Genomic DNA, 25,561 nt, shown 5'->3' with positions numbered 1-25,561 from the left:
AAAAGGCAAGTTGCGAACCAGGATAACCCGCCATGTATAAATTCTCAAAATTTAAGGGGAACACAGGAGCAGAGGAAGCACAGGGAGCAAAAGAGTTAATCAATGCCCCATGCCCCATGCCCCATTTTAAAGTTCACCAGTAGCTAGCATCTGGATGATGCGAGGCGTTCCTGGATCGAACCCTGCTAAATCCCAAGATAGGGGATCTTTTGGATCTACTAAGGTAATGTTGTAAGGTGCTAGTGTGACATACACTGCCTTAGCATTGGGATTCACCTTCTCACGGTACTGCGCCAAGGCTTGACTGGGATGCTTATAACCAGCCCATGACTCGTTATCTGTCCAAAAGCAAACGACATCGGCTTTGAACTTATTTTGAATCATCCAGTCGTAAGCTACAGAAGCATCTGTACCACCAAAGTTTTGATTGCTAGCTTTTTTTAGTGCAGAACTAAAAGTATCTTTCGCAGTGATACCTAATTCTCTAAATTCTGTTGCAAAGCCACGAATCATGTAGTTTTTCTCGGCTTTGGCTGTGACTAGCGCCATTGTCGTCGCAATTTCACAACAGCTTAAGCCAACTGAATCAACCACACCCCAAGACATAGAGCCAGATACATCCACAGCGTGCATGAAAACTTTACCTGTGGGCTGTACAACATCAAAAGATAGTTCTAGCGCCTTCTCTAAAATGTCTACAATCCGAGGTACTGGTTCCCATGTTTTCTGGCTGCGTCCTAATTTCCCACCAGATTGATAAGTTTTCAAAGCTTTTAAAACATCAATCGGATGTATACGACCTTTACGCAGATGTTCTTGCTTGTTGAGAACGCTTTCTACTCGCAAAATATTAGCACTTTCATCAGCGCGTAATACACCCAATTCTGTCAAAGAACCAAGGTTACGCAGCATTGCGCCAATGGGCATTTCTTGGAAGAGTAACTGCCAAGCAGATTTGTCTAAAAAATCATTTATTGTGTATTTTCTGCGCTCAGAATTTGCTAACATATTCCTTTTAAAAAAATGTGATGTCTGATATTTTAAACCATACAATAATGCTGCTTGTTTGTTAATGCTCTTATCTCATTAACATCAGCATATTTGCTATGATTTGATTTTTATGAGAGAATTGGCTTCCATAAACAATCAGTATTTATTTTTTAATAAAAAGTGACATCTCCATCTAAAAAAAGTGCAAAACGCCTATCTGATAGGAATTTTGATAAGCTGGGAATGCATAAGTCTTCGGCACAAAGAAAATTAGTTAAAATGCTCTTATTTGAATATGTCCAAAAGACAGGTGAAAACATTTGTTGGCAATGTGGTGAAGAAATAACTGAATCTGATGAATTCAGTATTGAGCATAAAAAACCTTGGTCTTGTGCTGAAGACCCAAAAGAAGCATATTTTAACTTAGATAATGTGACCTTCAGTCATATAGCTTGTAATGTCCAGAAGATTAGAAACAGTCCTCATAAAAGAAAAGCAACAGTATTTGACATGGATATTGCAAAGGATCGTCTAGTCAGAAATCCAACTGGATTTCGTTATGTAAGACTTTATCAGCACAAAGGCATTGTAAAATATATGGCTCGTGTTCCACATTGGCAAAATGGGAGAAGAATCAAGGACTACTTTGGAAAAGCTAGAGAAAATCCTCATGATGCAGCCTATGATGCTGATAAAATCATGACTGAATTATATGGAGAAAATGCGATAACAAATCAAAAACTAGGTTTAATTCCTCCTAAAAATGAATGGATATAAGAATCTTTTTAGTTTTCACTATTTAATTTTGCAACTGCTACATCTAAAGCACTCTTAACCATTTCGTGAGTTAGCCGTCCTTGTGCGATCGCTGTATGAGTTTCGCTAGGATTACGCTTGAGCCATTCATACCACCAAATCTGCGCCAACGCTTCTGAAGGGATATCGGCTGGTAAATCTTCCCAACCTTTGACAACCCACTCATATAATTGGCGGTGATTTTCTGTAGGTGGTTTGACATGGAATAATCGCAATGCATCTCGATGAGAGAAGCCTTGACGCTGTTGATATTTCAATAATTGATAAGCCAAACCTTTAACATCTTCCCGCGATAGCCAAGTTTTCCCAGCTTCGCGCACCACCTTACCAAATCCGCGCAGAGATTTGGTGTAGTTCAGCCATTCGTAGAAGTGGCTACCTGTACGTACAACTTGCCCAAATATCTCACCAAACGCTTTTTTAGCTTCTGGTGTTTCACCCATCGATAGCAGCACTAATGCTAATATTGGCGCACTGTTGTTGATGGCGCGTCCATCGCTAGCATAGAGAATTTCCTCAGCAACCCGCCCTGGATTTTCCGCCACAGCTTGTTTGATAACAGCAACAAAATCTTCTGTTAATTCCTGCTTTCCGGCGTAGTAAGTGCTTTTAGCTGTACCAATCAACAGACAACGGCGCAGCATTTTCCAAATACCCGCATCAAACATATAGCCGCCGGAACGTCCTTGAATCATCTCTGCTTCCCGTCCGGGGATAGGCTGAGTTTGCGGTGTATTAGTTTTCTTTTTAGTAAAAAAATTATAATTCATAACTTCATCTCCCGGCCCTTGCGGGCAAAATGAAAGGTGGCAGGGCAGGACTCGAACCTGCTACATCCCGCTTGGAAGGCGATAACCCTCATTCTTCGGCCTTTGCAGGCAAGGGGTGAACAAGGATGTTTTAGGCGCTCTACCACTGAGCTACCTGCCACATACAGAATTTTGGATTTTAGATTTTAGATTTTAGATTTTGGTGGATGAGGTAGGATTTGTAGACGCGAAGCGGCTTCCCGGAGGGTACCTACAACTTTTGAAGTTATGATAACCCTCGAATCGTCGGCCTTTTCAGGCAAGGTTGTGAACCAAGGACTATGGGTGTTAACCCATCCAACGCTCTACCAAATTGAGCTACCCATCCACATAAAAATTCAGAACTTGTACTAAGTTTTTCGGATGATTCAAAATTAGATTTTGGCGGATGGGGCAGGAATTGAACCTGCAACTTTTGAATTGACGATAACCCTCAACTCGTCGGCCTTTTCAGGCAAGGTTGTGAACCAAGGACTATGGGTGTTAACCCATTCAACGCTCTACCCGATTGAGCTACCCATCCATGTAAGAATTCAAAATTAGATTGTTGGTGGTGGGGCAGGAGTCGAACCTGCGATCGCTCGAACCTAAATCGATAACCCTCAATTCGTCGGCCTTTGCAGGCAAAAGGTGAATAAGGATAAGCGCCTTACCACTTGGCTACCCACCACATAAAAATTCAAAATTAAAAATTAGGTTTGATTGTAGCGGAGCAGGATTTTCACCTACACCTCCAGAACTTATAATCAAGGATTTTTGTTGTTAAGTAATTTGCGATAACCCTCGATATGTCGGCCCTGACGGGCAAGGTGGGCGCTCTGGTATTTGAGCTATCCGCTACGGTTAACAGTTAAAAGCTTACTCCTTTGGGAATGTCGCCTTGTATTATTAATGTAATATATGTAGTATAAAGTGTCAAGTATCTCGGACGCTAATTTTGTAATTGATTGCCTACACAAATAAGCAAGTTACAACTACAGCCTTTTTCATCCCATTTCTCGAAATCCCAGCTAAAGATAATAGGATTTACGCACCGAACACAAAAACCCTCACAAGGGTGGTCAAAAGTCAAAAGTCAATGGTCAAAATTCGGCTTTTTGGACTATGGACTATTGACCATTGACAAAAAGCATGAAAAATATATGACATTGCGTAAGTCCTAGATAATTTTCTCTCTAGGATTGCTTTTATCCAGCGAAGTATAGATAAACACTGTAGTATATGTTTTTGCCAATAATTGCTAACGGCAAAAACTGCTTTTTTTGGCAAAAAGCCTGATTTAACGTCACTATAGCCTGGATATTTTGTCAATTATTCAGTCTGGTTACAGTGTATAAAAATTATTGATGTTATATTTTTCCAACAAATTTGCCGTGACTTTGCCAAAATATACAAAAAAATGTCACAATTTTTGCCAAGATAATAGTTATTTCTTTTTTTACAATTCACTTGTCAGCAATGAGCATGAGTGAAAAGACATTAGAAGGCGGCGGGAAGGCTTTTCTCGTTCTGCTTTTGCCCATCTCGTTTTTGATTATTTTCCTGGTAACTACTTGGAAATTTCTGCTAGCTTTGATTTTCTTGCTAACCGGCTTTAATCTTTGGCAATGGCGTCAATGGCAAAACTGGTGTGCGCAAGTTAATCCAATTTTCAATCGCCTAGTTCTGGACAATCAAGGTAAAGTCACGCCAATGGACTTGGCAATTAAGGGTAATTTTTCGGGAACAGTCGCCAAACGTTACCTAGATACAAAAGCCAGCGAATTTGGTGCGAGTATTCAGAATTTGGAAGATGGCAATCTGGTTTATTACTTTATCAATGCAACCATTTTGGGAAGCATACTCGAAAGTAGCGAACCAGTTAAAGAACTTCCGGCTAAATCTTTTGTCCCAACTGAGCCTGTATTATTAGCACCCACGCTACCACAGACGCAGCCTGAAGCCGAAGCAGCGGAAGTAGAAGTAGAAGAACTAGCAGTAGAAACTGAAGCTGAATTGTTACCCCCGGTAACTCATGCAGCGGTTACAGTACCTTTGGAAAAACAGTTAGTTTTTGGCTCTCTGATTCAATCAGAACTGGCTAAGAGATTAAATGTTTATTCCAGTACGGTATATAAACGGCGTAACGATCCTGATTTTCCTGAATGGAGTCGTAGCCGCGATCCTGATGGTATTGCTTGGTCATTTTCCCGGAGAAATAAAGAGTTTTTTCCTTTGGACGAAGAAGATAAAAGTTAAACTTAAGTAAGTTGGCGTAATTGAAGACCAATGGCTAGGACTGTCATTAGTCATTAGTCATTAGTCATTGGTAAGGGTTTCAAATATGTTTACGTAAAGTACATAGTTTGGTTTATTCCCGCCCACTTATTTAGCTACTTAATTTTGTCTTGCTTTTGCCAAGGGAAAAATATCATTCATCAGTCAACAATCAGTCAACAGTTAACAGTGAGGAACTTTTCAGATGGGATATATTAGCCCATTTCTGGAATGCGTAAGTTTGAGTTGGAATATAAATCACAACTCAAACTTACAAAAATCATTACTGCTAAATCTTGTCAATTTTTAGCTTTTGCTGCTATACCAACAGCAGCATTAATAGAAGTTAATCCGCTTTCTTCTAACTTAGAAAGTAAACCTGTGAGAATGCGGCGTACCATCATCGGGCCTTCGTAAATCCAGCCTGTGTAAACTTGAATTAGGCTTGCACCAGCAGTAATTTTTTCCCAAGCATCTTCTGGGGAAAAGATACCACCAACGCCAATAATGGGCAATTGCCCTTGGGTTTGCTGCCAAATAAAACGAATTACTTCGGTTGAGCGATCGCGTAATGGTGCGCCGCTAATTCCACCAGCTTCTGCTTGTACAGGGTTACCAGTCTTGGCAATGACTTGGGTTTTCAGCAAATCTCGGCGAATAGTGGTGTTAGTGGCAATTAAACCCGCAATTTGATATGTATGAGCCAGAGTAATAATATCCGCGATCGCTTCCCATTCTAAATCAGGTGCTATCTTGACAAAAATCGGCTTTTGTGTTTTATTGTCTTGTTGCAATAAATCTAAGATAGAGCCGAGCATGGCTGCATCTTGGAGCGATCGCAACCCTGGCGTATTCGGAGAAGAAACATTAACAACAAAATAGTCTCCCCAATTTTGCAGTAAACGAAAACTATTCAGGTAATCATTTGCTGCATCTTCCAGGGGGGTAACCTTAGATTTACCTAAATTGATACCTATAGGTATGCGCTGGTTTAATTCTTGTTTCCCTGATGTCAATCTTGCCGCCATTGCAGCCGCACCGCTATTATTAAAGCCCATGCGGTTGAGGACAGCTTGGTCTAAAGGCAAGCGAAACAACCGGGGACGAGGATTGCCTGGTTGGGGAACAAATGTTACCGTTCCCAATTCAGTAAAACCAAAACCAAAGCTTGACCAAAGCTGGGTAGCAAGACCATCCTTGTCAAACCCAGCTGCTAAACCTAAGGGGTTGGGAAAGTTTAACCCAAAGAGATTTTGTTCTAAACGGGGGTCATATAAACATAATGACTGCTCAAGGAAGTGTTTCACCCAGCTAGCAGGGGGGCGATCGCTTGTTTGGGAAAGCCAGCTAAGAGTATTAATTGTTTTGTGGTGTAACCACTCTGGATCTGTTTTGAGCAGATTAAACAAAACAGGTCTAATTGCTAATTGATAAATATCCATATCCATTGGGGTGGGGGGATGGGGCGTTGGTTGCTTGTCAACAGTCAACGGTCAACAGTCAACAGTCAACAGTTAACATTATTTTCCAAAAAAATTCTTTATCTCCCCTAATTTTTCAATGCTATTTTTAAACGCCAGTTAGTATCATGGTGCGTTTCTGGGCATCTTATATATTACAAGTATGTTGCATAATAAACAGATGGGGCCGCCAGAAAAATCGATAGCTGCTGAAAAACAGATACATTCCTTGGGGCGTGTCCTTCAACAACTCAGGGAAGAAGATAATGTTGAAGTTTTAATCGAAACCACTATTGCTTATATTAGGGAACACTTCGATTACCAGCTAATTTGGATTGCTCTTTACGATCGCCTGAATCATACATTATTCGGTAAAGGCGGAATTACGCCGACAAAAGAAAGTAATTTTTTATATCAGCGCCTAGTGCTTAGTCCTGGCGATTTATTAGAACAAGTCGTAATTGAACAACGCCCGTTGGGATTAGCAGATTTAAGAGTTGAACATCGGGCAGAAACATTAAAAGAAGTCGCAAAAAAATTTAAAATCCAAGGTACGGTAATTTTACCAGTTCGCTATCGAGACCGATGTTTGGGTTTAGTATTACTCGGTTCCCAAAATTGGGGCTTTTTACTGGGTGGAGATGCTAAGGCCAGATTATCGATAGTATTAGCTGAATTGGGGGCAGTACTTTATCAATACGAGATAGATTTACAACAAAAGCAAGCCAAGCGCATTGATGAGCCTTTGTTGCGATTGCTAGATAGTTTACGCTCTTTAACTAACTTTGAGGCAAAACTAGAAACAGTTGTGGAAGCTACCCATCAATTTGTTGCACCCTCAAGGACAAATATTTATTGGTTTCAACGCGAAGGACGCTCCTTTTGGTGTCGGACGAGCAATCAGCTGGTCAATCCTAGCCGCAATGCTGCTGCGCCAGGTCAACCACCACTAGGAATTTCTGCCCAAGATTTGACGGAATTTTATTATGCTTTAGCAGTCAATCAAATTGTCTGGATTGGTGAATCCCGTAGTTCTCTTAACACTCATGTTACCGGTAAACTACTACAACGGCTGCGAGTGCGATCGCTTTTAGCAGCTCCTATCATTTGTCAAAAAGACTTGCTGGGTTTTTTAGCAGTAGAAGGCCATCAACCGCGTATCTGGACTGATGCAGACAAGAATTTTATTCAAAGCGCTGCGGGATTCATCTCTTTAACAGCTCCCACGGAAAACATGGAAGCTACCATCAGCCAAATTCGCGCCGATGCTCAGTTAACTAGTCAAGTAGCTCAAGCTATTTATGGTGAGCATGACTTACAACAAGTACTACACATCTGCGCCCAGCGAGTTTTAGAGCGATTAGCTAGTACCCGCTTTTTATTGTTGCGCTACGATCCCGATCAAAATCATTATCAAATTCTCCACCAAAGCCAAGTTTCAAATCGCCGACCTTTGGCATATACTCTCAATGCACTCAAAGATTTAGATAGACAGCTACTGCAACGAGCTACAGAAGCCGTCGAAATTGAGAATTTAGACGACGATTTAAGATTTTTTAACTGGCGTCCCTTTTTCAGCGAAAATGGCGTGCATTCCTTGTTAATCTGCAACTGCGCTCAAGGTAGTTCGCCTACAGCCCTTGTCGTCGTTGCTCATGAAAAATATCGTTCATGGACGAATTTAGAAAAGGAACTGCTGTGGATTGTCAGTCAACAAGTTGGTGTGATTGTTCGTCAATGGCAACTACAAGGCAGTAACGAGCAGCAAAAAACTATTTTGCAAAGCTTTCAACAATGCTTGGATATTTTGGGACAAAATCAGAATCAAACAACGCAGACAGGAGAATATCTTTTAGAGCGCACTGCACTGCAACAAATTGCAGCTGTTGTCAATTGTCCCTTGGCAATTATGCTGTCTTGGTCGCCTGGTAACGATCGCGCCACAATCATTCCTGGATTAGTCTCCAATGAGGGATTTGAGGTGGTTGTTAATACATCAATTCCTATCCACACTGAAGCGCTAATTCAGTGGACAATCAGCCAAGAAAGTTACTTAAGCCTAACTATAGATGATTTACCGCCACCAACGAGAAATTGGTTGTCTGGTTATGATATTGGTCAAATTTTATTAATAGGGTTACGTACTTACACATATAGTCAACCTACCAGCGTAGTCATTTTAGCCGATCATCGACAACGTTATTGGTCAGAACAAAGCCTGAGTGCGGCGGAAACTCTGGTGTTTCAACTGGCTTGGTTACAGCGTCAACAGGACATTACGCAACTTCTAGCGGCGACAACCAAGGATTTACGACAACTCAATTGGTATAAGCACCGCAGTTTGGAAGAAATTTACAAAGCAACTACACCATTAATCGCCCAATTCAACGATTTGGGGATGAATGCACCAGAAATTAAAGATAAACGCACCCAGCCAATCCTGCGACAATTAGAGCAGACAACAGCTGCGATCGCTCACCTGCTTCAACATGAGCAATGGGAATTACAAGTAAAATGGGAAACTGTACCCATAGCCAGTTTATTGAAAAGAGCGATCGCTAGATTAGATAATTTACTCAAACAAAATAAGCTGTGGATTGGTGTACATGGTTTAGGATCGTCAGACGCCAATCAAGACGCGAACAAAACTGCTACAGATTTGCAGAATACTCAAACCTTAGCCGATCGATCCGCAATGGCGATCGCTGGCGACATGGTAAAAGTCGAACTACTGTTGCATGAATTATTGCTGACAGCCTGTCACCGTTCTCCATCTGGCGGTAGAGTTGATATTTGGTGTCGCCGTTTACAAGAAGGTATGGTAGATATTTCGATTACCGATAACGGCGAAATCGCACCACAGATCCTAGCAGAACTCAATCAAACTCAACCTCAAGATGTCTTAGCTGTATCTAGCCTCGATAAACCTCCGGGTTTGCACTTACTCATCTGCAAAAATTTTAGCCGCCAAATGAAAGGCGAATTAAATTTCTATCAATTAGAAGATGGTCGCATAGTCAGCCGTTTATTGTTGCCTTTAGCAAATTCTTGAACTCAAAACATAGCTCCCCGACTTCTTCAAGAAGTCGGGGAGCTATTTACGTAGATACACTTTATTTTTAAGTTATTAAAACAACATTATATTTTAACTTGATTTGTGAGGGGTATAACCCACAAATTTGCAGACTTTTTACTACCAGCAAATCCTGACATTGACTGAGATTTTTCTCGATGTAAATCGCGGGAATACCACTAAAATCTCTCTAAATCAGGGCTTTGACAATTGATAGAGAGTCTCAAATACCCCAAATCTGCCGCAATCTTTCGGCAGAATGAGGGGAAATCACCCTCTAGGGGGAGTCACCCCACATTTATTTGGCAAAAGTATCCTCCGTTTGTAACAATTTAGTTATAATGTTGTTCCATCGCTCTCGCATTTTTTCTTTTATCTGCACAGTATTCACATGGGGCGTACAAGTTCTAAATCTGACTTGCCTAGCAAAATTTGTCCGGTATGCGAACGTCCCTTTACTTGGCGCAAGAAATGGCAAGATTGCTGGGACGAAGTTAAATACTGCTCAGAACGTTGCCGCCGTCGGCGTTCTGAAGTTAAAAATAAAACCAACTCAAACTAACACCACCGAGACGCAAATAGCGCAAACAATATATGAAGTTACAGGTGCAGCCAAAATTAATTATTCATGGAGGGGCTGGGAGTTCACTACACGGAAAAGGTGGAGTGGAGGCGGTGCGCCAAGCGCTTTATCAAGTGGTAGAGGAAGTGTATTCTCTGCTAGCTTCGGGAGCAAATGCTTCTGAGGCTGTGGTGCTAGGCTGCCAATTATTAGAAGATAATCCCCGCTTTAATGCTGGTACTGGTTCGGTACTGCAATCTGATGGGCAAATCCGCATGAGTGCTTCCTTAATGGATGGAACATTACGACGCTTTAGTGGTGTCATTAATGTCTCGCGAGTAAAAAATCCGATCCAGTTGGCACAATTTTTACAAACATCTCCAGACAGGGTACTGTCAGATTACGGTTCAGCAGAATTGGCAAGAGAGTTACAAATTCCTAGCTATAATGCTTTGACTGATTTGCGGTTGCAAGAATGGATACAGGAACGGCAGGATAATTTTAAAAGTACAATGGCTGGAGTGGTTGCCGAGCCAGAACTTGTGGAAAGCAGTAATGCCGGACGCGGCACTATCGGTGTAGTAGCTTTAGATACTTATGGTAGATTAGCTGCTGGTACTTCTACTGGTGGTAAAGGCTTTGAGCGCATTGGTAGAGTGAGCGATTCGGCTATGCCTGCGGGTAATTATGCCACAACTAAAGCTGCGGTCAGCTGTACAGGAATTGGGGAAGATATTATTGATGAATGTCTAGCCGCCAAAATAGTTGTGCGTGTAACTGATGGAATGTCGTTGCAAGAGGCGATGCAACGCTCATTTGCCGAAGCCGATGACAATCAACGGGATTTTGGCGCGATCGCACTGGATGCAACTGGCGCGATCGCTTGGGGTAAAACCAGCCAAGTTTTACTCGCTGCCTACCATGATGGTTACAAGCTGGGCGATACGTTAGAATTGCCAGTAGCGACAAATGTCGGTTCTATCGTTAATCCTGATTGAATTATTTGAAATTCAGTAATTATCACTAACAGTACAAGAGCCAAGATATTCATGAATCTTGGCTCTTTAATATTTGATGGTTAACTAGCTGAAAAAGAACTAGCAAAACAGTTGCGGTGCCACAAGATACCCGACTTTTTAAACAATTTGGGTATCTGACTCCTGATAACTAATCAAAACTTTGAGGATAAAACTGATTAATCAGTCTTTGATACTAGTTAACGAGTCTTTGATACTGGTTAACGAGTCTTTGATACTGGTTAATGAGTCTTTGATACTGGTTAATGAGTCTTTGAGGCTGATTAACCAGTCTTTGATACTGATTAATGAGTCTTTGATACTGGTTAATGAGTCTTTGAGGCTGATTAATGAGTCTTTGATACTGGTTAATGAGTCTTTGAGGCTGGTTAACGAGTCTTTGATACTGGTTAATGAGTCTTTGAGGCTGGTTAACGAGTCTTTGATACTGGTTAATTACAAAAAATAGCACCAATTAGATTATCGACGCAGTCAGGGCACAGTACCAAACGTCTGGCTTTGAAATAGATATATCTTGAATAACTTGTCCCTACAGATACAGCAGATTTCAGGGCATGGCAGTGCCAGTGCCCCTACAATCAACGATATAATCTGTACTTCACCAACTAGCAATCTGCTGTATTGCTGGAAATGAGAATAGCTATAGGAGAAAGTGCGATCGCTATTTAACTAGTGAAAAAACTTACAGGTGATGGGTGACCTGAGATTCGAACTCAGAACCAGCGGATTAAGAGTCCGATGCTCTACCGTTGAGCTAGTCACCCATACAACAGGTGATTATAGCAAATGGCTGGCGGCTTTGCTAGTCCTCAAATCGAAGCAATTTTTCGGCTGTCGGGAATTTCACGATAAAGCTAGTTCCTCCAGCTACAGTTTCTACTTGAATTGCACCGCCTAAATGTTTCACCATTTTCTCGACTAATGCTAGTTCTAGCCCAGTTCCGCTATGTTTCCAAGAATCGTTTTTGCTCAGGTAATAAAACGGCTGAAAAATTTTTGCTTGTTGTTTGGCAGATATTTCTAACCCGGAATTGTGGAAGCTAATCTGCATCATATCTGCTATCAAGTATGCAGATACGGTAATTGTCTCGCCTGCTGGTGTGTATTTGCAGACATGGCTCAAAAGTTCGGTGACGATGCGCTCTAATTCGGTGATATCTGTTTCTAAGGGTGGGAGTGCTGTTTGAATATCCAGTTTTAAATGCTGACGCTGACAGGCTGTAACTTCGCGAAAGGATTCGATAATTGGATGTAGCCAGGTTTGTAAATCGATGGGGATGAGGGTATGGCGATCGAGTGGGGTTTGGGTTTGGGTAAGTGTCAGTAAGTCTTTGATTAATTTGCTACTTCTGCCACATTCGCTATGGAGAATCTGCAATAATTGGGAAACTATGTCTTTATCGGCTAATTTCTCGGTTGTGAGGACACTTTCTAGGGTTTGGGCTGCGAGGCTAATGCTGGTGGTGGGTGTACGCAATTCTTGGGCGAGGGTGCGGAGAAATTCGCTTTTGTGGCGATCGCTTTTATTTAATTCTTGCGCTTGGGTTTGGATAGTTTCATTCAACCGCGATTGACGTAGAGCGATCGCACATTCATTGGCGATTTGCGCCACTATTTCCTGTTCCCATTCATCAAATGGTTGTTGTGTGGCGCGAATCACCCAAAGATTACCAATCGTTCCTTGAGCATCCAATATTGGGTAAGCTATCTGCGTAATTAACCGGATTTGGGGTTGCCATCCCGGTAAAATTTCTACAGAATGCAGATGTTGTTTTTGCAATAATTTTTGATAAATTTCGGGGAAGTCTGCAACTGATTTTGTTAATCCTGCACAAAAGGGTGGGCTATTGCTGTACTCATAGACGATGGTTGCTGTGGTGCAATTACTATCGTAAAGTTCAAGATGACAGCGATCGCTTTGTAATAATTGAGCTAATTCTGCAACTACTGTTTCTAATATCTGGTTAATATCTACATTGTCGCGAAGTTGTGCTGTAATCCATCGCGTCAGCTGTTGAAATGCTTGGATTTTCTGCAACTGGGCTGTATAGTTATGCCTTTGTAACTCCATTTCAGCTTTAAGTTGCTGTACTTGCTGCTGAAGTTCTATTTGCTGGGTGGCAATACCAATTTGATTTGCCAGATGCTTAAGTAAGTCTATTTCTGAATCTTGCCATTGATGGGGTTGATGGCAATGTTGAGCAATTAACAATCCCCATAATTGTTGCTGGGAGAGAATGGGGACGACTAAATTCGCTCTGACTTGCAAAGAGGCGAGAAAGTCAATTTGACAGGGATGTAACCCAGCTGCGTAGATATCTTCAATGACTTGAATCCCACCTCGTTGATAGCGATCGCGATTTTTACTACTAAAGCAAGGATCGGTGATATTTTGATTTAATAAGGGGCCGCTAGCAGCTATAGTAGCTTCAGCAACGATCGCATCATCCCCATCAGCTATGAACCGGTAAATCAAAACGCGATCGCTATCTAATAAATTCCGCGCTTCTTTAACTATTTGTGAGAGAATCGTCTCTAAATCTTCAGCTTGACCTATTCTTTGCGCGATCGCTTCTACTAATTTCGCTCTTTGTTGCAGCAAGCGATCGCTGCGTTCTATTGGTTTGCTTGGTGTAATATTACTACTAGTGCCAATTAAGCGATAAATCCTTGAGTTAGAATCTCGCAAGGGCGTTAAAGTCGTACTCCACCAAGTTTTCACGCCTTGAAATTGCAAGCATTGTTCGTAGGAAATAGTTTTACCAAACCGCACGCAATCGCTGTAATGCTGACGTACCTTAACCGCATCCCCAGGTGAGAGAATATCCTCAGGCTTTTTTCCTTTGAGTTCATCCGAGCGAATTCCAATCCAGCGTTCGTGAGTCGGGTTTAACGCCACATAGCGAAAATCCCCATCTTCAAGAACATCCACCACAAAAATCGATGCTTGCCCAGAATCGTATATGCTGAGTAGAAATTGCTCGCTACTACTTTGATCCGCATTTGTTCCGAACAGAAAATAAGGCGGTGATAGTGGTTTCATCTCTACAATAGATTCGGATTGATTAATATTCATGCGAGAGTCCCTGTATGGTGTTACTGACTCATCTAGGCGCTCTCGTAATTTTTCTGATAGTAAAAATCCCCCTTAGCGCCTACAGCAAAGGATTGTCAGCCTTTATTTGTGGGTATTTTGTTTCTTTTTCTATTGACAATCAAAAATCTCGAAAAGCCTATAAAAGTAAGCTTAAATTTTTCCTCTTCATGAAAAACTGAAATGCATGAACAGGTTAGTGAAAAGAGAATCGAGTTTTGATTGTTAACAATTCCTTAAGATTTTTGCACATATTGTATGTATAATCAAGCCCGATCGTCAATATTTGCAATAATTCTTTATGATAATTGTAGAGACGCGATTAATCTTGTACAGACGCGATTAATCGCGTCTCTACTGACTACTAACCAATATATACATATTCATTCCGGTGAGGATAGCAACTGCTAACCAAGCGATCGCTAAACCGATGACTTCGCCTAAAAATATTTCGCTGATTTGGTGTAAAATCATACCGATAGCCGAACCTATAGATAAAGCGATCGCCCAACTTACCCCACTCATAAATATCCAGCGCCAAGCGTAAGGGATATATTGATAAATCGCTAACCATTGGGCGATACCTAAAACTAAACCGCCCAATACGCCGTAAAATGCACTATCAAGGATTCTTGAGGGGAAAAATTGCGTAGTGGGGACATACCAACCTAATACACCCACACCCATAAGCGGAATCGCCATCCAAGCGCTAACGGTGAAAAAGAACCAGCGTACAGCAAAGCCAGTGTGTTTGAGGATGAGCATTTGCGCTGAGGCGATCGCTAAAGAACCAATAAAAGCTTGTAAAATCCCTACATCTGGCTTTTCGCCAATTTCAATGAAGAGTAAACTCAGCACAAAACCGCTAAAAGTAGCGATCGCCCATTGTAATGTAAAGCTAAATTGAGTTTTTGCAGGTGCAAATAGCATCAAATTCTCTTTGGTAGTAGGATTGGTCTTGTTGCTTTGGCTGTAAATATTTCTTGAAAAGCTCTACGCCTATGTTGTGGCGCTTCTGGGGAGATATAACCCCATAAACTTTCCCAGTAGAAAAATGAAATACCAGAAAATTTGCGATCGCGCGTTACTTGTACCTGTTCTTTAATTTGCGCGATATCTACAGAATTTTTTAAAGTTCCCGTCGTAATTCCAATTGCTACCGGAATTTGACTCCGCGCAAATTCCACCGCCGGCTGTTCTAATTCCCGAATAAAACTATTTTTATCATCGCGATAAACCTGCAAAATCAACTCATCAACCAAACCCTTTTTAATCCAATCTTCCCAATTTTGTAAATAATATTTATAAGCAAAAGCTTGTGAATTAGGAGATAAAGAAATTTTAGCGTATGGTTTAATCGCCTTCACAGCTTGATAAATTGCTGCCATAAAATCAGTAATTTTATCGGCTCGCCAACGCATCCATTCTGGGTTAAAAGGATTATTTGGCGGACTTTTACCATCATGTTCTTGTTGATAAAGCTCAACAGTAAAAGCATCGTAACCAAACTGTACAGGCATTCCAAAATGATCGTCAAGTTGAATTCCATCTACATCATAATTAGTCACAACTTCTACAATTAACTCTTGAATAAATTCCTGTACTTGCGGATGTAGAGGATTTAGCCAAGCTTGCTTAGTAGTATGATTATTGCCAATTTCTTCTAGGGGAACTTCATTAACAGATTTGATTCCTGCTTGCCCAATTGTTAACCAATCTGTATATCTTCTCGCTAATTCTGAATTAGGTGGCGTCATCAACCCATATTCAAACCAAGGAATAATACTTAAACCTTTAGGTTTAGCCAGTTTAATAAACTTAGCTAAAACATCATCTCCCCCATGCATGAATTTCAGGAAAGGTTGAGTATTTACTCCTATAAATTTCTGAGCTACTGCACTATCATAAAAAGTATGTCCGCGATTCCAGACTACAGGATAAATCGTATTAAAGTTAAGTGCTGTAAGTTGATTAATAGCACGATTAATCCCCCAAGGTATAAATAACACCCCACTAGCAACATTAGTTAGCCAAACCCCACGAATTTCTGTTGTAGTTGGACGACTGGATTTTGGTTCATTAGCTGATTGAGAAGGAAGCGAAAATATTACTATAAATAATAGTAATCCCCAACACAGCCAGTAACAAAAATAACGGCGGGCAAACCGATTCATTTGTAGGTTTGACTTACTTTTCAAAAGATATCGGGAATATATATAACTACAAAATAAAATTCAATAATCCGGATTATTTATGTATATCTAAAATAATTTGTGATTACATAAAGTCAATAGCTGCGTAGGTTGGGGAGCCACTGCGTTGGACGGGTTTCCCGGCTTGAAGCAAGTGGCGTTTGAGGAACGAAACCCAACACCAAGGCAGCTTTGTTGGGTTTCGCTACAATTATCCTTAACTGAACCGTATTGAATTAGAAATTACCAAATTTAAATATGGTGAGTATTACCCACCATACAGTTATGGCTATGAGTAAACACAAATGACAAATGACAAATGATTTCTTAAAACCTTTCTACACCATCAAATTGCTTGATATTTGCTATATTTGCAGCTTCACCGCAAGTGCGAGGTGTGGGAAATATCTTTTCTGGATTAGCTAAACCTCGCGGATTAAATACTTGTCTCACCCATTGCATTGTTTCTAAATCAGCTTGACTAAACATATCAGGCATATAACATTTTTTATCTGCACCGATACCATGTTCGCCAGAAATACTACCGCCAACTCTCACGCACAGTTTAAGAATTTCACCACCTAATTCTTCAACTTTTTCTAAAGCCCCAGAGATAGCATTATCATAAAGAATTAGTGGATGTAAGTTCCCATCACCTGCATGAAAAACATTGGCAACCCGGTAACCAAATTTCTGACTTAATGCCTCAATTTCTTGTAACACATAAGGTAATTGTGTCCGAGGAATTACCCCATCTTGCACATAATAATCAGGGCTTAAATGTCCTGCAGCCGCAAACGCAGCTTTACGTCCTTTCCAAAGTTTTAAGCGCGTTTCTGGATCGCTAGCAGAAGTCACATTTCTAGCGCCATTTTGTTTACAAATATCAATGACTCGCTGTTTATTTCCGGCAACTTCTACTTCCAAACCGTCAATTTCTATGAGTAAAATTGCTGTTGCATCACGGGGATAACAATTTGTAGCTACAACATCTTCTACAGCATTAATACTAAAGTTATCCATCATTTCCATACCACCAGGAATAATCCCCGCACTGATGATATCGGAAACCGCAGCCCCAGCAGCTTCTACACTGGTAAAATCTGCTAACAATACACAAATTGATTCAGCGCTTTTGAGAATTTTTAAGGTAATTTCTGTAGCAATTCCCAAAGTACCTTCGGAACCAACAAATATACCTGTTAAATCATAACCAGGCATTTCCGGAATTTGTCCACCAACATCGACAATTTCCCCATCGGGAAGCACGAGTTTTAAACCTAAAACATGGTTAGTAGTCACACCATATTTAAGACAATGTACTCCACCAGAATTTTCGGCAATGTTACCGCCAATTGAGCAGATAATTTGGCTGGAAGGATCTGGTGCATAGTAAAAACCAGCACCACTAACAGCTTGAGTTACCCAACTATTAATTACGCCTGGTTGAACCACAGCCCGTTGATTATCTAAATCAATGCTGAGTATTTGCCGCATTAAAGAAGTGACAATTAAAACTGAATTTTCTAGCGGTAACGCACCACCAGATAAACCAGTTCCCGAACCCCGCGCAATGAAGGGAAGGGAATATTGGTTACATATCTTAACAGCAGCTGCAACTTGTTCTGTAGTTCTGGGTAGTACAACAATAGCCGGACGTTGACGATAGCCGGTTAAACCATCACACTCATAAGTGATGAGTTCTTCGCGCCGTTGTACCACGCCATTTTTACCAAGAACAGCCTCAAAAGCGTTAATGATTGGTTTCCAGTTACGTTGTTGGGTAAGCATAAGTGTTGTGTAATGGGGATGCACTGGTAATGCTAAATAATATTGTGACAGGAGTTACAGGAGAGCGATCGCATTTTTAGCATTGTTTTCCTGAGTGCGATCGTCTTGGGAGCATCTATCTCATCAACTAAACTATAAATAATGCCCTCAAATAGTGGATAAAATCATGGTTGAGCAACTTCTAATCAATAATGATGATTACTATGTGCCAGATGCCAACCAGTTAGTTACTGAAGATGATACACCTGTGGACAATTTCGCATCTGCCAAACAACAACGCCTTTTAGTTACCTCTGTTTACACTTCCCTACAGCAGCAGACTTTTTTAGCTGAAGCTAATGTAGGTATTTACCATACAGATGGTCAACCTGCAATTGTCCCTGATATTTTTCTCAGTTTAGATGTACAAGTACCTGACAATTGGTGGGCAAAACAAAATCGCTGCTATATGCTTTGGCGTTTTGGTAAACCACCAGAAGTAGTAATTGAAATTGTCTCTAATCAAGAAGGTGATGAATTAGGTAAGAAGCTGAATATTTATGAACAAATGCGCGCTAGTTACTATATTGTATACGATCCTACCCAACAGTTAGGAGAAAAAATATTGCGCATTTATGAATTAAGAGGCAGACGCTACTTTGAAACTTCAGAAACTTGGTTAGAACAAGTTGGTTTAGGTGTAACTCTCTGGGAAGGTAAATTTGAAAATAGACAAGATATGTGGTTACGTTGGTGCGATCGCAATGGTGCTGTTTTAGCAACTGGTGATGAGCTTGCTGAACAAGAAAAACAACGTGCTGAACAAGAAAAACAACGTGCTGAACAAGCAGAAAATCGCGCTCAATTATTAGCAGAAAGGCTGAGATCTATGGGTATAGATCCTGAAAATATTTAGAGATAAGCTATTGTGCTTTTAAGTTGCACAATCCATCATGAGGGCTGTTAACCGTTGACAGTAGGGGCGGGTTTGTTTAGATCATTGTTAATCAGTAAGGATATCTATAAACCCGCCCGTACAGATTTCATGGGAGCATCCCAAATGTGCAAAAACGCCCTCACCCTATAAGGGTGGGGCTAGAAATACGAAGCCTGCCTGAGCAGGCTATCAAACTTTTAGCCTGCGAAGGCAGGCTTTGTTGGTATAGCAATACCCTTCTAGGGTATTGCGTCAAAATTGGGATGCTCCCGATTTCAGTTGTCCATAAACTGCTTGACACGCTGCAAAACTTTTATAAATAAATCGGGATCGTTAGCATTAAACCATTCAATTTGCGGATATGCTTTAAACCAAGTGCGTTGTCGCTTGGCAAATTGTCGCGTATGTAAAACTATTAATTCTTGCGCTGTTGCTAAAGAAATTTCCCCAGTCAAATACTGTTTAATTTCTTGATATCCTAAAGTATTTAATAACGGTAAATCAAAACCATATTTCTCACAAAGTCCATCGACTTCAGCCACTAATCCATCAGCGATCATTTGTTCGGTACGCTGGTGAATACGTAGCTGTATAGCTTCCGAATCGCAATCTAAACCAATTTGCAAAATCGGGTAATCTGGCGGGTTCTCCCCCTGTTGGGCGGAAATAGGTATTCCCGTAACATAATACACTTCTAAAGCTCTTAAAGTCCTGACTGTATCGCGAGAATGAATTTTTTGTGTAGCAATAGGATCAACTTGCTGCAACATAGCGTAAAGTTGATTTTGATCGATTTGTGAAAGTTGCGATCGCAATTCTAATTGCGGTGCTACCCTGGGAATTTTCATTCCTTGGACAATAGAACGTATGTATAAACCTGTACCCCCAACCAGCAATAAAGGAGAACTAGAAATAGAAGCAATTAAATCTTGCGCTTTTTCTTGATAATCTGCTACCGTCATCGTGTCTGTTGGCGTGCAGATATCTATTAAATAGTGCGGCACTAATTTTTGTTCTGCCAAAGTCGGCTTGGCTGTGCCAATATTAAACTCGCAATAAACTTGGCGAGAATCCGCACTGAGGATCGCAGTCCCCAACTCCCTCGCCAAAGCCAAAGCCAAACCCGATTTACCTGTAGCCGTTGCGCCACAAATCACAACTAATTTAGTCATTTGTCAATAGTCAATAGTCAATAGTCAATAGTCAATAGTCAACAGTCAACAGTCAACAGTCAACAGTCAATAGTCAACAGTCAATAGTCAACAGTCAATAGTCAACAGTCAACAGTCAACAGTCAACAGTCAACAGTCAACAGTCAACAGTCAACAGTCAACAGTCAACAGTCATTTGTCCTCCTTCCCTAGCCCCTAGCCCCTATCCCCTATCCCCTACCAGGGATGCAATCCCTGTATAAACCTCCCACAAAAATGCCCTACAGACGCCAGCAAGGCTTTTGTGTTAAAATTTTGGAGTGATTTGACTTTTTTACTTTTTCAGCGATTTTAACCCCAAGCATCAGGAGAATTTTCATGACGAGCAGTTACAGTGCCGATCAGATTCAAGTTCTGGAAGGTCTGGAAGCCGTCCGCAAACGACCAGGTATGTACATCGGTTCTACTGGTCCGAAGGGACTCCACCATTTAGTTTACGAGGTCGTAGATAATTCTATTGATGAAGCTTTAGCTGGTTACTGTACCCATGTGGAGGTAGATATCAACGCCGATGGTTCTGTAACTGTAACAGATGATGGTCGTGGGATTCCTACTGATATTCACCCAAAAACCGGTAAGTCAGCGTTGGAAACGGTTTTGACTATATTGCACGCCGGTGGTAAATTTGGTGGCGGTGGCTACAAAGTTTCTGGAGGATTACACGGGGTAGGGATTTCTGTTGTTAACGCCTTATCAGAATTTGTAGAAGTTACAGTGTGGCGAGATAAAAAGGTTCATCTCCAGCGTTACGAACGGGGTATTCCAGTTAGCGACCTACAGGTGAAGCCTAATAAAGAAAAAGAAGCTAGAACCGGAACTTCTGTCACATTTCTCCCTGATACACAAATTTTTACCACAGGTACTGAATTTGATTATATTACTTTAGCGGGTCGCCTGCGGGAATTGGCTTATCTGAATGCAGGTGTCAAAATTACATTTACTGATAACCGCCCAGAACTGCTGAAAAGCGATACCCCCAAGATAGAAACTTACGAGTATGGGGGCGGGATCAAAGAGTATATTGCTTACATGAACCGCGAAAAGCAGCCTCTACATGAAGAAATTATTTATGTGCAGGGAGAACGCAGCAATGTTCAAGTAGAAGTAGCTTTGCAGTGGTGTACTGATGCTTATACAGATAATGTTCTCGGATTTGCCAATAATATTCGCACAGTTGATGGTGGTACCCATTTAGAAGGTTTGAAGGCAGTTTTGACAAGGACGTTAAATGCGATCGCCCGCAAGCGTAACAAAATCAAAGAAAATGAACCTAACCTCAGTGGCGAACATGTCCGCGAAGGCTTAACAGCAATTATTTCCGTCAAAGTTCCCGATCCGGAATTTGAAGGACAAACTAAAACCAAACTTGGTAACACGGAAGTCCGGGGAATCGTTGATTCTTTAGTTGGTGAAGTTCTCACCGAATACTTAGAATTTCACCCCAGCGTCGCTGATGCGGTTTTAGATAAAGCCATCCAAGCATTTAAAGCGGCTGAAGCAGCGCGTCATGCACGGGAATTAGTACGCCGCAAGTCCGTACTGGAATCATCACCCTTACCTGGAAAGCTGGCTGATTGTAGTACTCGCGATCCCAGCGAATCGGAAATCTATATTGTCGAAGGCGATTCAGCAGGCGGAAGTGCCAAACAAGGACGCGATCGCCGTACCCAAGCTATCCTGCCTCTGCGCGGTAAAATCCTCAATATTGAGAAAACTGACGATTCCAAAATTTATAAAAATAATGAAATCCAAGCCTTAATTACAGCACTAGGTTTAGGTGTTAAAGGTGAAGAATTCGACGCTTCCCAACTGCGCTATCACCGGATAGTAATTATGACCGACGCTGACGTAGATGGCGCGCACATCAGGACTCTGTTATTAACATTTTTCTATCGGTATCAACGAGCGTTAATTGAACAGGGTTTCATTTATATTGCTTGTCCGCCACTCTATAAATTAGAACGGGGACGCAATCACGAGTATTGTTATAGCGATCGCGAATTACAACAAAAAATTGCCGCCTTTCCTAGCAATGCTAATTACACCATCCAACGTTTTAAAGGTTTGGGGGAAATGATGCCAGAACAACTCTGGACAACGACAATGAACCCAGAAACTCGCAAAATGAAGCAAGTAGAAATTGAAGATGCTGCCGAAGCCGATCGCATTTTTACAATTTTAATGGGCGATCGCGTCGCACCCCGAAGAGAATTTATCGAAACCTACGGCTCTAAACTGAACTTAACCGATTTAGACATCTAAATTCTGCTAATAGTTAACTTTTTTGTAGGTTTATTGCATTAAATTACAGGGCGCGGCGATCGCGCCCTATTTATTTAGTAATTTGCAACCTTTCACCATGAGTTGCTGTCTTCAGACTTTCAGTAGCCCTTATGAACCACATACACCAGAAAACATCAAAATCTCTCTTTCCCATGCCCAATGCCCAATGCCCAATGCCCAATGCCCAATGCCCAATGCCCAATGCCCAACAATGATACTTGATTGATACAATAGATAAACATAAATTACAAAGCTTGTAAAATTCATTGCAATTCCTGAATACATATAAATTATTTTTTGTCAACCTATGGTTTTCACGTGCAAGGATATAGCATAGGCAAGTTTCCTGACTCATCTCTATTAGATGAGAAATAAAAAACACTTCATGGATATCCGTATATTTTTCCCATCAACAGGAAAAGTATTTGTTATCCTGAAAGAGCAAAGCTTAAACTCATATAATTCAAAAGCATTTGCTATGTAGCTTTAAGATTAATCAATCAACCTCAGTCCGATGGAATAATGAAAAAAAAGTATTAAACTTTACAAGTATTTTACTAATGAGAGATTGTCAACTAAGTATCCAACCCACAATCTAGATTTTCAATTATTTAAAGAACAAATAATCGATCGTCTACGATGTCAAATCCTTAATGAATTGATTAAAATATCGTTGGATACAATAGGAAAAGTTTGTCAAGTTTCATAGGGCTGAAATCACATTAGTGCGCTAACGTGTGAATAAGACCAAATTAGTTGCATCTTCATCGATCTGCTATCAGGCTGATTCCACCGTTACCTAAACTCCTTAGTTGCGGTAACTAGTACACATAATCTAGTCCAGTCCAAGGCAAACATTGTCTTAGTTGCTGTATCTACCTAGCGGGATATTTCACTTTAGCTTCAAGAACTGAGTACTTTATGAAGGAAATGTAAAAATACCTGCGCTATTGCTTCTCACTTGAGTTAATATAAAATGCGCTGTTTCTCAGTAATTCATGTTGTGCATTCTACTTAGAAACTAGCATCAACAGGTTTACTTACCTTTTAAAGTAATGACAATGCCACTGCAATTCCAAAAAGTTTCGGAAAAGATTGAAAGGTATGACTACCATTTTGAAGTTCTTTTTGATAATAGTGGCTTTACCTCTGTTAGTGGCTAAAAGATTAATACACAAAAAGAGTGCAATTTCTGTGAAACAGGCTACAATCGGAACAGTCTTTACGGAAAAAATCTGCCCACAGTTATGTTTATTTAACTGCAGTGGTAAATTTTTTTATCAAGACATGTCTTTTTCGAGACAAGTCAGTTAAAGGTAGTATGCGGTGAAAATACGCATAACCTTTACTAAGGTGAGTAAGTCAGCTACAAGCGATTTACATACTTAGTAAAAAACTCTTCCCAAAGAGAGAGAAAATTCCCGAAAATATATCTGGCAACTCAGCCAAAAAAAGATTTTCGGTAATAAATTTGCTCAATTAATAAGAGCAGTAAACACAACATCTTGAGTAATTGATTCTGCAAGGAGCATGAGGAACGCGGCATGAACCAGGCTAACAACGTACTCGAAAGCATTTATCAGCCTGACCTAGAAATGATAAATCAGCCCGATCTCGAGTTAGATCCATTGTTAATCGACGACGAAGTCGATGAGGACTTATTACTCAGCGATGAAGGCGAAATTGATGAGTTTTTAGAGCCTCAGTCTGATGAGGACGACGCAAAGTCTGGAAAAGCCGCTAAGTCGCGTCGTCGGGCACAAAGCAAGAAAAAGCACTACACAGAAGATTCGATTCGGCTTTACTTGCAAGAAATTGGTCGAATTCGTTTGTTGCGGGCAGACGAAGAAATCGAATTGGCGCGTAAAATCGCCGAATTATTGGAATTAGAGCGGATTAGAGAAAGGCTTTCCGAACAGTTGGATCGCGATCCTAAGGATAGCGAATGGGCAGAAGCTGTGCAATTGCCATTGTCAGCGTTTCGCTACAAGCTGCATATTGGTCGCCGGGCAAAAGATAAAATGGTGCAATCCAACCTGCGCCTTGTAGTTTCAATTGCCAAGAAATATATGAATCGGGGCTTATCCTTCCAAGATTTAATTCAAGAAGGAAGTCTTGGTTTGATTCGGGCTGCTGAAAAGTTTGACCATGAGAAAGGTTATAAGTTTTCTACCTACGCTACATGGTGGATTCGCCAAGCAATAACCAGAGCAATTGCCGATCAATCGCGGACAATTCGTCTTCCTGTTCATCTTTACGAAACCATTTCTCGGATTAAGAAAACTACCAAGTTGCTTTCTCAAGAAATGGGACGTAAACCCACTGAAGAGGAAATTGCTACCCGCATGGAAATGACAATTGAGAAATTACGCTTTATAGCTAAATCGGCTCAATTGCCAATTTCTTTAGAAACACCAATTGGTAAAGAAGAAGATTCTCGCTTAGGTGATTTTATTGAATCTGATGGCGAGACACCAGAAGACCAAGTTTCTAAAAACCTATTGCGCGAAGACTTAGAAAAAGTCCTCGACAGTCTTAGCCCTCGCGAAAGAGATGTGTTGAGATTGCGCTACGGTTTAGATGATGGTCGGATGAAGACTTTAGAAGAAATTGGTCAGATTTTTAACGTTACTCGCGAACGCATTCGTCAAATTGAAGCGAAAGCACTCCGCAAGTTACGTCATCCAAATCGCAATAGTGTTCTCAAGGAATATATTCGCTAATTATTAGTCGTTGGTTATTAGTCATTTATCTTGGCTAATGACTATAACCAAACACAAATTAGCAACAATAAAGAACTTCATCCGCTTGGGGGTGAAGTTTTTTTATTTGGTCATTGGTCATTGGTCATTTGTCATTGGGCTTACGTTGTGTAAACCCAACAATTATAAAACTTTGATGTTTTGGGTTCCGTCCCTCAATCCAACCTACATTCGTATCATATTTGTGTGAGTTGGTATGACTACTGACTACTGACTACTGACCACTGACCACTAACAATTGACAAACCTGCAATAAAGAACCTGGAGATGTTTTTATCCCCAGGTTTTTCATTTGTAGTTAATTTTGTA

General features: G+C 40.9%; 15 protein-coding genes, 4 tRNA genes and 2 pseudogenes. 8 read left to right on the top strand and 13 right to left on the bottom strand.

The window, feature by feature from the left end; genetic code table 11:
- Nucleotides 1–126: 126 nt before the first annotated feature.
- A pseudogene (locus tag AACW45_RS30555) lies at nt 127–963 on the bottom strand (TROVE domain-containing protein); the annotation flags it as partial.
- Between the two features lie 207 nt (nt 964–1,170).
- Here AACW45_RS30555 and AACW45_RS30550 point away from each other — a divergent pair.
- On the top strand, nt 1,171–1,767 hold the full coding sequence (locus tag AACW45_RS30550) for a hypothetical protein (protein ID WP_190636915.1): 597 nt from the start codon (nt 1,171–1,173) through the stop codon (nt 1,765–1,767).
- Between the two features lie 59 nt (nt 1,768–1,826).
- Here AACW45_RS30550 and AACW45_RS30545 read toward each other — a convergent pair.
- From AACW45_RS30545 to AACW45_RS30530, 4 genes and pseudogenes are all read right to left on the bottom strand, one after another.
- Nucleotides 1,827–2,576: pseudogene (locus AACW45_RS30545) on the bottom strand (TROVE domain-containing protein); the annotation flags it as partial.
- A gap of 36 nt (nt 2,577–2,612) precedes the next feature.
- A tRNA-OTHER gene (locus tag AACW45_RS30540) sits at nt 2,613–2,736 on the bottom strand.
- Nucleotides 2,737–2,997: 261 nt separating this feature from the next.
- Nucleotides 2,998–3,138 (bottom strand) — tRNA-OTHER (locus AACW45_RS30535).
- A 27-nt stretch (nt 3,139–3,165) separates the two neighbouring features.
- A tRNA-OTHER gene (locus AACW45_RS30530) sits at nt 3,166–3,285 on the bottom strand.
- Between the two features lie 794 nt (nt 3,286–4,079).
- Between AACW45_RS30530 and AACW45_RS30525 the strand changes: the two genes are divergently transcribed.
- Nucleotides 4,080–4,853, top strand: coding sequence for a hypothetical protein (locus AACW45_RS30525; protein WP_190636913.1), 774 nt, complete (start codon nt 4,080–4,082; stop codon nt 4,851–4,853).
- A 317-nt stretch (nt 4,854–5,170) separates the two neighbouring features.
- Here AACW45_RS30525 and AACW45_RS30520 read toward each other — a convergent pair whose 3' ends face one another.
- Nucleotides 5,171–6,313: a quinone-dependent dihydroorotate dehydrogenase gene (locus AACW45_RS30520; RefSeq protein WP_190636926.1), complete on the bottom strand. Its 1,143-nt coding sequence runs from the start codon at nt 6,311–6,313 to the stop codon at nt 5,171–5,173.
- A gap of 181 nt (nt 6,314–6,494) precedes the next feature.
- Between AACW45_RS30520 and AACW45_RS30515 the strand changes: the two genes are divergently transcribed.
- The 3 genes from AACW45_RS30515 to AACW45_RS30505 all read left to right on the top strand — a co-directional run bounded on the left by AACW45_RS30515 (nt 6,495) and on the right by AACW45_RS30505 (nt 10,964).
- Complete coding sequence (locus AACW45_RS30515; protein WP_242045797.1) at nt 6,495–9,383, top strand: sensor histidine kinase; 2,889 nt, start codon at nt 6,495–6,497, stop codon at nt 9,381–9,383.
- A gap of 412 nt (nt 9,384–9,795) precedes the next feature.
- Complete coding sequence (locus AACW45_RS30510; RefSeq protein WP_096645391.1) at nt 9,796–9,966, top strand: DUF2256 domain-containing protein; 171 nt, start codon at nt 9,796–9,798, stop codon at nt 9,964–9,966.
- 32 nt (nt 9,967–9,998) lie between these two features.
- Nucleotides 9,999–10,964, top strand: coding sequence for an isoaspartyl peptidase/L-asparaginase (locus AACW45_RS30505; RefSeq protein WP_190543048.1), 966 nt, complete (start codon nt 9,999–10,001; stop codon nt 10,962–10,964).
- Nucleotides 10,965–11,695: 731 nt separating this feature from the next.
- On the opposite strand, the gene AACW45_RS30500 is transcribed toward AACW45_RS30505, so the two are convergent.
- The 5 genes from AACW45_RS30500 to glcD form a co-directional block, all read right to left on the bottom strand.
- A tRNA-Lys gene (locus AACW45_RS30500) sits at nt 11,696–11,767 on the bottom strand.
- Between the two features lie 38 nt (nt 11,768–11,805).
- On the bottom strand, nt 11,806–14,079 hold the full coding sequence (locus AACW45_RS30495; protein WP_190636912.1) for a sensor histidine kinase: 2,274 nt from the start codon (nt 14,077–14,079) through the stop codon (nt 11,806–11,808).
- A gap of 372 nt (nt 14,080–14,451) precedes the next feature.
- Nucleotides 14,452–15,027 carry a hypothetical protein gene (locus tag AACW45_RS30490; protein WP_190636910.1) on the bottom strand — a complete coding sequence of 192 codons (576 nt, stop codon included), beginning with the start codon at nt 15,025–15,027 and terminating at the stop codon, nt 14,452–14,454.
- Nucleotides 15,027–16,271 carry a glycoside hydrolase family 10 protein gene (locus AACW45_RS30485; RefSeq protein ID WP_190636908.1) on the bottom strand — a complete coding sequence of 415 codons (1,245 nt, stop codon included), beginning with the start codon at nt 16,269–16,271 and terminating at the stop codon, nt 15,027–15,029. Before AACW45_RS30485 ends, AACW45_RS30490 begins: the two co-directional genes overlap by 1 nt.
- Before the next feature lie 345 nt (nt 16,272–16,616).
- Complete coding sequence (gene glcD / locus AACW45_RS30480) at nt 16,617–18,080, bottom strand: glycolate oxidase subunit GlcD (RefSeq protein ID WP_190636906.1); 1,464 nt, start codon at nt 18,078–18,080, stop codon at nt 16,617–16,619.
- Nucleotides 18,081–18,246: 166 nt separating this feature from the next.
- Here glcD and AACW45_RS30475 point away from each other — a divergent pair, with 166 nt between their 5' ends.
- Entirely contained in the window at nt 18,247–18,975 is a 729-nt protein-coding gene (locus tag AACW45_RS30475; protein ID WP_190636904.1) for a Uma2 family endonuclease, read from the top strand.
- 296 nt (nt 18,976–19,271) lie between these two features.
- Here the strand turns inward: AACW45_RS30475 and miaA are convergent, their stop codons facing one another.
- Complete coding sequence (miaA, locus tag AACW45_RS30470) at nt 19,272–20,168, bottom strand: tRNA (adenosine(37)-N6)-dimethylallyltransferase MiaA (protein WP_190636902.1); 897 nt, start codon at nt 20,166–20,168, stop codon at nt 19,272–19,274.
- A gap of 357 nt (nt 20,169–20,525) precedes the next feature.
- On the opposite strand from miaA, the gene gyrB reads away from it, so the two are divergent.
- Nucleotides 20,526–22,469, top strand: coding sequence for a DNA topoisomerase (ATP-hydrolyzing) subunit B (gyrB, locus tag AACW45_RS30465; protein WP_190636900.1), 1,944 nt, complete (start codon nt 20,526–20,528; stop codon nt 22,467–22,469).
- 129 nt (nt 22,470–22,598) lie between these two features.
- On the opposite strand, the gene AACW45_RS30460 is transcribed toward gyrB, so the two are convergent.
- Nucleotides 22,599–22,775, bottom strand: a complete 177-nt coding sequence (locus AACW45_RS30460) for a hypothetical protein (protein WP_339385106.1) — start codon at nt 22,773–22,775, stop codon at nt 22,599–22,601.
- 1,259 nt (nt 22,776–24,034) lie between these two features.
- Here AACW45_RS30460 and rpoD point away from each other — a divergent pair.
- On the top strand, nt 24,035–25,213 hold the full coding sequence (rpoD, locus tag AACW45_RS30455; RefSeq protein WP_096645380.1) for an RNA polymerase sigma factor RpoD: 1,179 nt from the start codon (nt 24,035–24,037) through the stop codon (nt 25,211–25,213).
- The last annotated feature ends 348 nt before the right edge of the window (nt 25,214–25,561 follow it).

The organism is Calothrix sp. FACHB-168 (assembly GCF_963889195.1).
Lineage (GTDB): Bacteria > Cyanobacteriota > Cyanobacteriia > Cyanobacteriales > Nostocaceae > Aulosira > Aulosira anomala_A.
This window is presented reverse-complemented; position numbering and strand designations above follow the sequence as displayed.